The organism is Staphylococcus sp. LKG4-2 (assembly GCF_050955665.1).
Classification (GTDB): Bacteria; Bacillota; Bacilli; order Staphylococcales; family Staphylococcaceae; genus Staphylococcus; species Staphylococcus saprophyticus.
Genome location: NZ_CP194532.1, coordinates 1,908,843 through 1,921,633 on the forward strand (window position 1 = coordinate 1,908,843; position 12,791 = coordinate 1,921,633).

A 12,791-nucleotide genomic window follows, 5' to 3' on the forward strand; every position below is an offset into this window, starting at 1 on the left:
GATATGCTTATAAATTGAAAACTGGGACATTAATCAAGATTAATGTCCCAGAAAGTTGCTCAATTTATTATAAGTGTTTTTCGATTACTTCAGCTAAGTTTTCTTTTGGTTGGAAACCAACAACTTTGTCAACTGGTTCGCCATCTTTAAAAACGATTAAAGTTGGGATACTCATAACTTCAAATTTAGCAGCTGTTGATGGATTTTCATCTACATCTAATTTTAAAATATTAGCTTTGCCATCATAGTCACCAGCTAATTCTTCTAATACTGGAGCAATCATCTTACATGGACCACACCAAGTTGCCCAAAAATCTACTAAATTGACCCCTGATTGAATATTATCATCAAAGTTTGAATCTGTTACTTTTACGATTGCCATAACTGCCAATCCTCCTTAAATTTCAAATGATGAAGAAATTATAACAGACTTTATACAAATCTGCATACCTCTTGCTCACAATTATTTTATTTCTACAACGGTAACGCCAAATCCACCTTCACTTGGCATACCGTTTCTATATGATGCCACACTTTTATGTCGTTTTAAATGATTTTGCACACCTTTTTGTAATGCACCTGTACCTTTACCATGAATAATGTAAACTTGCTCATAATTGCTCAAAACAGCTTGATCTAAATATTGATCTACAGCAACCATTGCTTCATCATAACGATAGCCACGTAAATCGAGTTCCATTTTAATGCTTTGACGATTTTCTCGTTTAATCATTTTCGTTGGTTCCGATTTCGTTTTCTTCGTTTTTTCTAAGTCTTCTAATGGTAATTTCATCTTAATAATACCCATTTGAACAACCGCTTCATTATTATCAATCAATTCTAAAACTTCGCCTTTTTGGCCATAAGTTAGCACTTTAACTTCATCACCTGCATTGATTTCATCCCATTTTTTCTTTTGAACATTTTGTTTTAGGGATTTGGCTTCGTATTGATCATCAAGTTGTTTCTTCTTATCAATGAGCTCGTGTTCTTTTACATCGGCACCTTTTTGGTCTCTCAATTCACGCAGTTCTTTTAATATATCGTCAGCTTCTTTTGTAGCTGATTTCACACGTTGGTTCGCTTTTTCTTTTGCTTCATTCATCAATTGTTTTTCATGATTTTGATATTGTTCGTATTGTTTAGCTAAAGCATCATGTGTATCTTGTGCTTCTCTTAATAAATAATCTAACTCGATACGTTGTTCATCTACGCGTTTTGAATTAGATTCTAATGAAGCAATCATTTCATTAATTTCTTGCTCATCTTGGCCAATCATTGATTTTGCTTTTTGAATGACTTTCATATTTAACCCAAGTTTTTTAGAAATATCAAATGCATTTGAACGTCCTGGTACACCCATTAATAATTTGTAGGTTGGACTTAATGTATTGACGTCAAATTCGACACTGGCATTCATTACACCTTCTCGGTTATAGCTATATGCTTTTAACTCTGGGTAATGCGTTGTTGCCATAACTAATGAGCCTATTTCATGAACATGATCTAAAATACTCATTGCTAGTGCAGCACCTTCACTCGGGTCAGTTCCAGCACCTAACTCGTCAAATAATATCAAACTGTTTTTAGTTGTATCTTGTAAAATTTCAACAATATTCTTCATATGTGAAGAGAAAGTAGAAAGTGATTGCTCAATAGATTGTTCATCACCAATATCACAGTATACATTTTCAAAAATACTTAATTGGCTACCATCTAATGTCGGGATAAGTATACCTGATTGTGCCATAACAATGATTAAGCCTAATGTTTTCAATGTAACTGTTTTACCACCGGTGTTTGGACCTGTAATAATAACTGTTTCAATATCTTGTGCAAATTCAATTGTATTCGCAACAACTGTTTGCTTATCAAGTAATGGATGAAAAGCTTTTGGTAAATAAACTGTTCTATCTTTTGTAAATTGTGGTTTGGTTCCTTTAATTGAACTTGCATAGCGTGCTTTGGCTGTTAAGAAATCAATTTGGCCCATGATTGACTCTGAAATTAAACATGCATCTGCTTCTTCAGCTACTTCTACTGTCAATGCGGATAAGATGCGTTCTCTTTCAATCGCTTCATCATTTTTTAAACGGCTTATTTGGTTACTCATCTCTACAATGGATGAGGGCTCAATATATAAGGTTTGTCCAGAAGCAGACTGATCATGAACAATACCATTAAAATCTTGGCGATACTCTGCTTTCACTGGAATTACATTTCGCTCATTACGTACAGTGACAATCGCGTCAGATAGTTTCTTCTGGTTAGCTTGACTCTTAACAATCTTGTCTAAATTTTGTTTAATTCTTTGATTCGTACTAGAAATTTTACTTCTAATTCCTTGTAATTCATAACTTGCATTATCATATAAATCATAAGTATCACATTTTTGATGAATACTTTGATATAAATCTGACAATACAGGCAGTTGCTCCATTCTATCGTTAAGAATAGGGTAATTAATAGTTTCTTCTTCATTTAATAAATTATTATAAAATGTTTTATATTGATTTTGGATTTGTATTAGGCGTTTAATGACATTTAATTCGCTAACACTGAGTACACCACCGATTTTCGCTCTATGAATATACGTGGATATTTTAGCTAATCCACTTAAACTAGGCATACGATGTTTGTTATAAATTTGTGAAATCTCATCTGTTTCGTTCATTTGAAATTCAACCGTGTTAAAATCAGTTGCCGGTGCCATATCTACAACTTTTTCTTTACCTAAATCACTGATTGTTTCATTTTCTATCAATGCTTTTATTTTATCGAATTCTAAGACATTTAAAGATTTCTGTCTCATCTAATCCCTCTATTTCTTCAGTTTAATATTATTCTCAACGAATGATTTAAATTCTTCTCGAGACATTGTATTAATCACTCTATCTTTTGTAACAAATCCTTTTTGTGCCGTTGCAACACCATATTTCATAAATTCTAAATGTTCGACATGATGTGCGTCAGTATTGATAGTTAGCTGTATATTTGGATGTTTTTTAACTGTATCTGCATTTAAATCTAAACGTTTTGGATTTGCATTAATTTCTAAAATGGTATTAGTTTCTTCTGCAAGTTGACATAATTTATCTATGTCTGGTTCATAGCCAGGACGTTTACCTATAATGCGACCTGTTGGATGTGCAATATGGCGTACATAAGGGTTACGGCAAGCATTTTCCAATCTGCGCATGATTTCTTCTTGCGACTGATTAAAACTTTGGTGTATCGCAGCAATGACATAATCTAACTTCGCTAATATCTCATCATCATAGTCTAATTGACCATCAGGTAAGATATCCATTTCTATACCTGAGTATATATCAATTTCCTTATATTTTTCATTTAGTGCTTTAATTTCTTCATTTTGACGCAATAAACGTTCGACTGATAAGCCGTTCGCAACTTTCAAACTTTGAGAATGGTCAGTAATCACCATAAATTCATAACCTTTCTCAATGTTCGCTTTTACCATATCTTCAATACTAAATGCACCATCGCTATATGTCGTATGCATATGGATATCACCATGAATATCTGTTAGTTTGATAATATTATCTAAGTTTTTATCAAATTCACTTCCGTCCTCTCTCAATGCAGGTTCTATCCAATTCACTCCAAAATGTTCATATATTTCTTTTTCGCTTTGATATTGAATGATTTCCCCATTATTTTGTTCAATACCATATTCGCTTACCTTTTCGTCTTGTTCTTTAGCCAATTGTCGTATTCTAATATTATGATCTTTTGAACCTGTAAAATGTTGTAACGTATGATAGAAAGCTGCAGGTTCAATTAACCTAAAATCAACACCTATCGTTTCATCATCATAAGCTAATTCAAGTGATACCTTAGTTTGACCTACTGCTACTTGCTTAACAATGTTAGGCATTTTTAATAATGACTGTTGAACTGAAGTAGGATGATCTGTGCTAATAATATAATCTAAATCTTTACTCATTTCTTTATATCTTCTATAACTACCAGCGACTTCGTATTTGTCTATATCCTTGACTGTAGCTAAATAGCCATTAATTTCACTATTTAAACCACGTATTTGATCGATTGGATATTTTTCTTTCTTAGCGCCTAAAGCTTTTACAGCTTCAAGGATATTCTGTTCTGTCTTTTTAGCAAAGCCACTTAACTCACTAACTTTTCCTTTTTCACAAGCAACTTGCAGTGCTTCTTTACTATCAATATTTAATTCTTTATATAGCTTTGCAATTTTTTTACTTCCAAGACCTTGTATTTTTAATAAAGGAATAAGTCCCTCAGGAACTTCTTTTTGCAATGCTTCTAATGCACTTGATTGGCCTGACTGACGATATTCATCAATCACTTCTCCTACACCTTTACCAATCCCTTTTAATTCAGTCACATTTTCAATTTCATCTAACGTACGTTCGTCCATTTCAAGACTTTGTGCAGCTTTTCTATATGCAGATACTTTAAACGTATTTTCACCTTTTAATTCCATATAAGTCGCTATTTTTTCTAGTAATTGAATAATATCTTTTTTTGTCATTATTTTCACTCCATAAAAAAAGGTCAAGACAGATTACTGTAGCACGCATTCAGTAAATTAATTGTGTCCTGACCTCCTATATTTTATAAGACCATTCTAATCTATAACACGCTATATATTCACAACATAGTTGGATATATAGGGGGTATGTAATATTAAAAATTCTGAGATTTCCCCACTTATAAGCTGTTGTTGCACTATTTCTAATGGATACAACGAAATAGTGTAAAGCAATGTAGTACTGATAATGATTGAAGAAATCAGACTCATTATCACACCAATCACTCGACTTATGCCATTAGGACGCTTAAATTTTAACACATTATCAAAAATCACTATAATACCATAACATATGATTTTAGTAAGGATCGCAATAATTAAAAATGCGATGATATGATCAAATCGTTGGTGTATATTATCAAATTGAATGGCATAATTCAAATCAAATGCACGTGTCTTGGGAAATGGTATAAATAATTCTAATCGCTGAGCAATTTGATGATAAAATCTTTGTGCAATCCATAACGAAAACAAAGTAGAAGTCAAATGCAAAGCACTTAACCAAGCACCTCTTCTAAAACCAATCATTCCAATATAAAGAAAAATAATTAGAACAATCAAATCTAAAATCATTTGTCTTCACTATTTTTCAATTGTTTTATTTCTTGTTGCAGACGAAGGTTTTCTTCTTCTAATTGAACTTTTTCATGCATAATATTGACAGCTGTAAGTATCGCCTTTCTCGTCGTATCTAATCCAGCACTTTTACTAGCTAACATTTTGAGTCTTTCGTCTACTAAATGCGCAACGTAACGGATATGCTCGGGATTGTCCTCACCGACAATAGTATAATGTTGATCATTTATAGTTACGTTAATCCGATTTTTAAACTCGCCCATATCATAACTCCTGACTTTTTAATATATTTCCGAACTTATTTTCCTATCTGTTTCAATTAAGTATGTAATTTAGTATTTTAGAATATTCACGAACCATTATACACGACATAATATTATTTTGTAAGAGATGAGAATTGTTATATAAGAAATATTTGTTATTAATGCTATTTTTTATCGATAACAATTAAAATTTTCTTTCAATAATTAAAATATCATATATTTATCTCCTAACACCACTTACATACATATGATATGATGTTCAATGTCTAAATACATAAGTTATTCATATAAAAAGTGAGGTACCGTACATGACAAATATTGTACATAAATTAACCAATTCAGATATACAGCAATTAATGTCAAAAATACCCTTTGAAACATCACAGCTATCCCAAGGTATGAAAGCAAAAACAAAATACAAGGGAACTTCTATTTCAATATATAATTCAAACAAAGTGATGTTTCAAGGCAAGGATGCAGAACGTATCGCTGCACAGTTGTTGCCTAATGTTACTAAATCACAACCATCCAGTAAGAAAGCTTCAACAACCAAACAAACGATTTCATATAACCAATTTCAATGTATTGGTAGTGATGAGGCAGGAAGTGGCGATTATTTCGGACCATTGACCGTATGTGCTGCCTATGTCTCACATAAAAATGTACAAATCTTGAAAGCGCTAGGAGTCGATGATTCGAAGAAATTAACAGATACAAAAATTGTTGAACTAGCCGAACAGCTCGTTACCTTTATCCCCCACTCATTATTGGTCATGAATAATGAGAAATATAATGAAAAGCAAAAGGCAGGTTGGTCTCAAGTTAAGATGAAGGCTGTATTGCATAATGAAGCGATCAAAAATGTCACTCAAAAAATTGATACCACTGAATTAGATTATATCGTTATTGACCAATTTGCCGAAGCAGGTGTTTATAAACGTTATGCCTTAAGTGACTTACCATTCAGTAATAAAACGAAATTTGAGACTAAAGGTGAATCAAAATCCATTGCAATTGCAGCTGCAAGTATTATTTCAAGGTATGCATTCGTTAAACATATGGATCGTTTAACTCAATCAGTTAAAATCGACATTCCTAAAGGAGCGAGTAATAAAGTAGATTTAACTGCAGCTAAAATAATTGAACGCAAAGGCATAGCTTACCTTGATTCTATTTCCAAGAAACATTTTGCCAATCGTAAAAAAGCTGAAAATTTAGTTCAAAAAAAATATAATGATTAAATAGAAAAGCGCCTTAGACATAAATAGATGTCTAAGACGCTTTTTCAATTGGGGAGTAGATGACTGAATTGAAATTGAAATTGTAATGTCTCACTTCTTATGCAAAAGCATCAGTATGCCACGTAAAAAGTCTAGTTAGACTTATGCATGCGCTTTAGCTCAAATAAACCTTTATCCGAGTCATCCTTGCCTTGATTGCATAGGTGAGACTTCGAAATTTCTATTAGAAAATTTGATTTCTATCCTACTCGCTTATCTTATATTACAAAATCAAATCTAAAATATATGTTTGTGAATCATTATCTAATCGTTGCACCCTCTGATTTTAAAGCCTCTAATATGGCTTCATGTACAGCGTTCACTTTATCATCCGTTAATGTTTGTTCAGTGTCTAAATAAGCTAAACGGATTGCGATTGATTTTTCATCTTCTGCCATATGTTCACCTTCATAGACATCGAAAACTTCTGCTTCTTGTAAAATATTGCCACCATGTTCATGAATGATGTTTACTAATTTGGCTGATGGTGTTGCACGATTAACCACTAATGCGATATCTCTTGATACGCCTGGGAATCTTGGAATTGCTTGATAATTAATATAACCAACGGATACTGACATTAATTTATCAAAGTTTAATTCAAAGACATACGTGCGTTTTAGGTCATAGTCCTTTTCAGTTTTAGGATGTAGTTCACCTACGAAACCAACAATTTCGCCATTTAATTCCACATAAGCTGTTCTACCTGGATGCAGTCCATTTATTTCTCCAGCTTCATATTCAAATTGGATATCTAGCTTTTCAGCGATTCTATCAACGATACCTTTAGCAACGAAGAAATCAATCGTTTCTTTTTTACTTTGCCAGTGATTAACTGTATAATCACCTGTTAAAATACCGCTTAAATATTCTACTTCATCAGGAAGTTCATCCTCACCATTCGCAAAAAATACGCTACCTAATTCATATAATCGCACATTGCTATTTTTACGTGCCACATTATAAGCAACTGCATCAATTAAATGCGGGATTAAACTTTGACGTAAAGTTGAGTGAGCTTCACTCATAGGCATGAGTAAGTCAATTGTTTCACGTTCTTGTAATGCAAAATCTTTTGCTCTGTCTTTATCTACAAGTGAATAATTAATTGCTTGGTTTAATCCAGCACCTTCTAATGTCGCTTTAATTATTCTTGATTTAGATTGTCTATCTGTTAACGCGCCATGTGTTACTTGATCAAATACAGGTAATGTTGAAGGGATTTCATCATAACCATAGATACGTGCGATTTCTTCAATTAAATCTTCCTTAATTGAAATATCTTTACGACGTGAAGGCACCATGACAGTGAGTACATCTTTATTTTTAGTTGTTTCAAAACCTAATTGAACAAATATAGATTCAATATCTTCAGCACTGAGTTCAAAACCGATTGTTTGATTCACTTTTGAAACTGAAATATCAATTGGTGTAACGAAAGATCCAAGTTCACCTTGAGAAACACGTCCTTGTGCTACTGAACCGCCAGCATAGGTTTGTAATAAGTAACAAGCTCTATCAACGGCCTCATCTACAAATTCAGTTGCAATACCTTTTTCGAAGCGACTAGATGCTTCACTTCTTAAGTTCAATCGACGTGATGTATGTCTTATGGATACTGGATCAAAAATAGCGCCTTCTATTACAACGTGCTTCGTTGCTTCTGTAACTTCAGAGAAATCTCCGCCCATTACACCTGCAATCGCAATAGGTGTTTCTCCATTTGTTATAACAATGTCATTTTCTTTTAGTTGACGTTCCTGGTTGTCTAAAGTTGTCATCTCTTCATCAGCTTTAGCTTGTCTCACTTCTATATGTTTGGAACCAATTTGGTCTTGATCAAACATGTGCAACGGTTGACCGTATTCAATTAATACATAATTAGAGATATCTACAACATTATTAATTGGGCGAATACCAGCTTTGATTAAACGCATTTGCATCCACTCTGGAGAAGGTGCAATTGTTACATTTTTCACTACGCGTGCACTGTAATATGGTACTTTATCTTCATTTTGAATGTTGACACTAATTTCATCATTTGTTTGATCACTTGTTTCTGTACTTTGTGTTTCAGGTTTCGTCATTGGAACATTATATAGTGCAGCAGTCTCATAGGCTGTACCAATCATACTTAATGCATCTGCTCTATTTGGTGTTAAATCAAATTCCATCACTTGATCATTTAAATATAATGCATCTAATGCATCTGTTCCCGGTTTAACTTCAGTTGAAAATACAAATATACCATCTTCAAATTGTTTCGGTACTAAATTACTAGGCACCCCAACTTCTTGTAATGAACAAATCATACCTTCAGAATGTTCTCCACGTAATTTCGCACGTTTGATTTTCACACCACCAGGTAATCTGCCACCAACACTTGCAACGATCACTGTTTGGCCTGCATCTACATTCGGCGCACCACAAACGATTTGTACTGGCTCCGCTTCACCAATATCAACTTGGCATATATTAAGTTTATCGGCATCTGGATGTGCAGCTATGGATTGTACATAGCCTACTACAAGGTTTTTAATCTCTTTTGTATAATCAATAATATCGTCAACTTCAATTCCAGTACGTGTAATACGTTCTGCAAGTACATTAACTTGTTCATTAATTTCTACATATGACTCTAACCATTCTTTAGAAATAAACATTATTTTTCACCTCTGTCTTCTACTGCTTTAAATTGACTTAAGAAACGTACATCATTTGTATAGAAATGACGTATATCTTCAATACCATATTTCAACATAGCGATTCGATCTGGTCCCATACCAAAAGCGAAACCAGTATATTTATTTGAATCAAAGCCTGCCATTTCAAGAACGTTAGGATGAACCATACCAGCACCTAATATTTCTATCCAACCCGTATGCTTACATACGTTACAACCTTCACCTTTACATTTGAAACAAGATACATCAACTTCAACAGAAGGTTCTGTAAATGGGAAATAGCTAGGTCGTAAACGTATTTCTCTATCTTCACCAAATAGTTGTTTAGCTAATAATTCTAAAGTACCTTTCAAATCGCTCATTTTAATATTTTCATCAACAACTAACCCTTCAATTTGAGTGAATTGGTGACTATGTGTCGCATCATCAGAATCACGACGATAAACCTTACCAGGACACAAAATTTTAACTGGGCCTTCACCATTGCGTTTTTCCATTGTTCTAGCCTGTACTGGAGATGTGTGTGTACGCATTAAAATTTCATCCGTTATATAAAAACTATCTTGCATATCTCTGGCAGGATGTGATTTTGGTAAGTTTAACGCTTCAAAGTTATAATAATCTTGTTCAACTTCAAAACCATCAACAATTTCATAACCTAAACCTAAAAATAAATCTTCAATTTCTTCGATGGTTCTTGTGAGCGGATGTTTAGCACCAATCGCAATTTTACGACTTGGTAATGTTACATCTATTTTTTCTTCTTTCAATTGTTGCTCTAACTGCTCATTACCCAGTAATTCATGACGTGCTTGAATTTCCTTTTCAATCGTTTGTCTAACTTCATTTACTTGTTGACCATATGCAGGTTTCTCTTCATTCGGTAAATCTTTCATATGTTTCATCAATCCAGTAACTGAACCTTTTTTTCCTAAATACTTGACCTTTACATCCTGTAACGCTTTTTCATTTTGAGCTTCATTAATATCGACTAATGCCTGCTGCTTGATTTCAGCCATAGCTTCTGTTTGTGCCATACTTAGCCCTCCTACTTGAATTTTAAGTTGTTATATTTATATTTTAAAATTGCATAAAAAAAGACTTCCATCCCTTAAAACTGGGACGAAGTCTTCCGTGGTACCACCCAAATTTATGCCGTAGCATACACTTGTTGTCATTGATAACGGAAATGATTTCCGACTTAAATTTCTTTAAGTAACCAAAAAGGTGAAAAAAACTAACTACATCGGATTATCTTTCAGTCGTGGATAATCTCCCTTTTACTTCTGTATCTACTTAGTTTACGTCTTTTTATGGGTTCATATTTAAATATCATTACATTTATTATATACGATGATTTATGATAGGGTCAACCTTTCAAATGATACATCACAATACTACCTGCTATTGCAACATTTAAACTTTCTGCTTTACCATAAATTGGAATTGTTAGATTTTGCGTTGTTTGACTGAGTAATTTGTCATTAACGCCTTCACCTTCATTACCTAAAAGTAAAGCAAATGTCTCTTGACTAGGTATTTGATTATATACAACTGCATCTTCTAACGCAGTCCCATAAACATCGCCCTCAAAATCAGCAATAAAACCACTTAACTCTGTCGTTAAAATAGGTATGTGAAATACACTACCTTGACTTGCACGCATTACTTTATCTTGATACGGATCTGCAGTTCCTTTTTCTAACACGATTAAATCTAAACCTGCAGCATCAGCTGTACGGATTAACGTACCTAAGTTACCTGGATCCTGAATACAATCTATTAATAACACTTGCTTCGCATTATTACTTTCGTAGATAGGTTTCTCAATAACAGCAAAGAATCCTTGCGGTGTCACAGTTCCCGATAATACTTCTGCAACTTTTAAATTAATTTCAAATACTTCTTCTGCATAACTTATCATATCATCATGTATTCTATCCGCATCAACAACATAGAGTTGTTGAATCTTGATTTTACTTTTATAAGCTTCTTCTATAAGATGATAGCCTTCTATAAGTGCAAGACCAGTCTTATCTCGCTCACGTTTTTTCTTTAATTTATTTGCATTTTTTATTTTATTATTTTGTGCTGAAGTTATTATTTCCATAACATAGCCTCTTTATATATTTATTTTCAACTTTTGAATAGGTGTGTAATGTTCGAACGTATGCCTTTTGCTAATTTAGACAATTCGTGTTTTTCTTTTACCACAATACTATCACCTTTATATGTTACTATATCACCTTTGACAGGCGCTGTAACATTTTGAAATTGAATTTTTAATGTTTGTGTCGCTTGAATATGCTTATCTTTCATAACTTGAAAGTGTATATGTGGCTCTGGTGTATTACCTGAATTACCAACTTCTGCTATGTGTTGTCCTCGCAATAGCATATCACCTTTTTCAATCTTAAAAGAATATGGTTTAATATGTGCAATCATACTATATTCATTACGCCCATGTTTAATAATAATATAATTACCTTCTGGATGGACAGTATTACTATCACCGGGTAAGTTATCTGGTATACCATCTACAATCGCCTCTACTACTCCATTTGCAGGCGCTACGATTGATGTTCCATAGCTATAGTAATTCTCACATTCATTTGGATTTCCTTTATATGTATAACCATCTTTAACTCTCACTAAATCTAAAGCATGACGTTGTTGTTTAAATCGATGATGGTCATTCGTTAATTCATTATCTCCACCCCAATAAACTAAGCACGGTTCTTTAATTGGAATGGTATAGCTATATTTAGTATGTTTCGCATTATGGTTATGACCAATTGGCAATAAGGACATTCCAACAATCTCTTGGTACTTATTTAATGTGACACTTGCACCTGTAGCCATTTTATTATCAAACCAAATGTACTCATCTTGTCGATTAATATTGAGATGTCTATATAAATTATTTTCGCCTCTAAGTGCATTATAATTACTTAGTAATTTCTCAAGTTCTTCAAAAGATGAAACTTCTTGAAATGATTCACTAAAATGATGATAAAGCCACTGCGCATCGTGATCTTCAATTTTATTTATAATTATTTGTGCATTTATTGTTTCCATATGATTCACACAACCTATCAGTTGAATATATAGAGTAACTATCTCTAAAATAAAAAATCGTTCAAAAATTATCAAGTGAATAATTAATGAACGATTAGATTAGGCTATCATATAGCCTAATAATTAAATGAAATTATTTTGATACAACGTCTTCGCCTTTGTATGAACCACAGTTCTTACATACACGGTGAGATAATTTGTATTCTCCACAATTTGGGCATTCAGTCATACCAGGTACTGAAATTTTAAAATGCGTACGACGTTTATTTTTTCTTGTTTTAGACGTTCTTCTTTTTGGTACTGCCATGATAATCCT

Annotated in this window: 11 protein-coding genes; 1 reads left to right on the plus strand and 10 read right to left on the minus strand. The window is 33.0% G+C overall.

Annotated elements, in window-relative coordinates:
• Window positions 1-67 precede the first annotated feature (67 nt).
• The 5 genes from trxA to zapA all read right to left on the minus strand — a co-directional run bounded on the left by trxA (window position 68) and on the right by zapA (window position 5,433).
• A complete protein-coding gene (trxA, locus tag ACM6UH_RS09365) occupies window positions 68-382 on the minus strand; it encodes a thioredoxin (protein ID WP_011303383.1) in 315 nt (104 codons plus the stop codon).
• Window positions 383-463: 81 nt separating this feature from the next.
• Window positions 464-2,812, minus strand: a complete 2,349-nt coding sequence (locus ACM6UH_RS09370) for an endonuclease MutS2 (protein ID WP_011303384.1) — start codon at window positions 2,810-2,812, stop codon at window positions 464-466.
• A 9-nt stretch (window positions 2,813-2,821) separates the two neighbouring features.
• On the minus strand, window positions 2,822-4,534 hold the full coding sequence (polX, locus tag ACM6UH_RS09375; protein ID WP_069793622.1) for a DNA polymerase/3'-5' exonuclease PolX: 1,713 nt from the start codon (window positions 4,532-4,534) through the stop codon (window positions 2,822-2,824).
• Window positions 4,535-4,645: 111 nt separating this feature from the next.
• On the minus strand, window positions 4,646-5,167 hold the full coding sequence (locus tag ACM6UH_RS09380) for a CvpA family protein (RefSeq protein WP_047503103.1): 522 nt from the start codon (window positions 5,165-5,167) through the stop codon (window positions 4,646-4,648).
• Window positions 5,164-5,433 carry a cell division protein ZapA gene (zapA, locus tag ACM6UH_RS09385; protein ID WP_002483638.1) on the minus strand — a complete coding sequence of 90 codons (270 nt, stop codon included), beginning with the start codon at window positions 5,431-5,433 and terminating at the stop codon, window positions 5,164-5,166. Before zapA ends, ACM6UH_RS09380 begins: the two co-directional genes overlap by 4 nt.
• Before the next feature lie 308 nt (window positions 5,434-5,741).
• Here zapA and rnhC point away from each other — a divergent pair, with 308 nt between their 5' ends.
• Entirely contained in the window at window positions 5,742-6,674 is a 933-nt protein-coding gene (rnhC, locus tag ACM6UH_RS09390; RefSeq protein ID WP_048787030.1) for a ribonuclease HIII, read from the plus strand.
• A gap of 299 nt (window positions 6,675-6,973) precedes the next feature.
• Here rnhC and pheT read toward each other — a convergent pair whose 3' ends face one another.
• The 5 genes from pheT to rpmF form a co-directional block, all read right to left on the minus strand.
• Window positions 6,974-9,376: a phenylalanine--tRNA ligase subunit beta gene (pheT, locus tag ACM6UH_RS09395; RefSeq protein WP_047503101.1), complete on the minus strand. Its 2,403-nt coding sequence runs from the start codon at window positions 9,374-9,376 to the stop codon at window positions 6,974-6,976.
• Window positions 9,376-10,434 (minus strand): phenylalanine--tRNA ligase subunit alpha, encoded by a 1,059-nt coding sequence (gene pheS / locus ACM6UH_RS09400; RefSeq protein WP_002483641.1) that lies wholly within the window; start codon window positions 10,432-10,434, stop codon window positions 9,376-9,378. Before pheS ends, pheT begins: the two co-directional genes overlap by 1 nt.
• A 332-nt stretch (window positions 10,435-10,766) precedes the next feature.
• Entirely contained in the window at window positions 10,767-11,507 is a 741-nt protein-coding gene (locus ACM6UH_RS09405) for a TrmH family RNA methyltransferase (RefSeq protein WP_011303389.1), read from the minus strand.
• A gap of 26 nt (window positions 11,508-11,533) precedes the next feature.
• Window positions 11,534-12,475 (minus strand): M23 family metallopeptidase, encoded by a 942-nt coding sequence (locus ACM6UH_RS09410; protein ID WP_002483643.1) that lies wholly within the window; start codon window positions 12,473-12,475, stop codon window positions 11,534-11,536.
• Window positions 12,476-12,608: 133 nt separating this feature from the next.
• Window positions 12,609-12,782: a 50S ribosomal protein L32 gene (gene rpmF / locus ACM6UH_RS09415; RefSeq protein ID WP_011303391.1), complete on the minus strand. Its 174-nt coding sequence runs from the start codon at window positions 12,780-12,782 to the stop codon at window positions 12,609-12,611.
• Window positions 12,783-12,791: the final 9 nt, after the last annotated feature.

What these genes read in the sequence shown, in the direction of transcription:
- trxA (WP_011303383.1), bottom strand. Translation starts at nt 382, where the DNA reads ATGGCAATCGTAAAAGTAACAGATTCAAACTTTGATGATAATATTCAA.
- ACM6UH_RS09370 (WP_011303384.1), bottom strand. Translation starts at nt 2,812, where the DNA reads ATGAGACAGAAATCTTTAAATGTCTTAGAATTCGATAAAATAAAAGCA.
- polX (WP_069793622.1), bottom strand. Translation starts at nt 4,534, where the DNA reads ATGACAAAAAAAGATATTATTCAATTACTAGAAAAAATAGCGACTTAT.
- ACM6UH_RS09380 (WP_047503103.1), bottom strand. Translation starts at nt 5,167, where the DNA reads ATGATTTTAGATTTGATTGTTCTAATTATTTTTCTTTATATTGGAATG.
- zapA (WP_002483638.1), bottom strand. Translation starts at nt 5,433, where the DNA reads ATGGGCGAGTTTAAAAATCGGATTAACGTAACTATAAATGATCAACAT.
- rnhC (WP_048787030.1), top strand. Translation starts at nt 5,742, where the DNA reads ATGACAAATATTGTACATAAATTAACCAATTCAGATATACAGCAATTA.
- pheT (WP_047503101.1), bottom strand. Translation starts at nt 9,376, where the DNA reads ATGTTTATTTCTAAAGAATGGTTAGAGTCATATGTAGAAATTAATGAA.
- pheS (WP_002483641.1), bottom strand. Translation starts at nt 10,434, where the DNA reads ATGGCACAAACAGAAGCTATGGCTGAAATCAAGCAGCAGGCATTAGTC.
- ACM6UH_RS09405 (WP_011303389.1), bottom strand. Translation starts at nt 11,507, where the DNA reads ATGGAAATAATAACTTCAGCACAAAATAATAAAATAAAAAATGCAAAT.
- ACM6UH_RS09410 (WP_002483643.1), bottom strand. Translation starts at nt 12,475, where the DNA reads ATGGAAACAATAAATGCACAAATAATTATAAATAAAATTGAAGATCAC.
- rpmF (WP_011303391.1), bottom strand. Translation starts at nt 12,782, where the DNA reads ATGGCAGTACCAAAAAGAAGAACGTCTAAAACAAGAAAAAATAAACGT.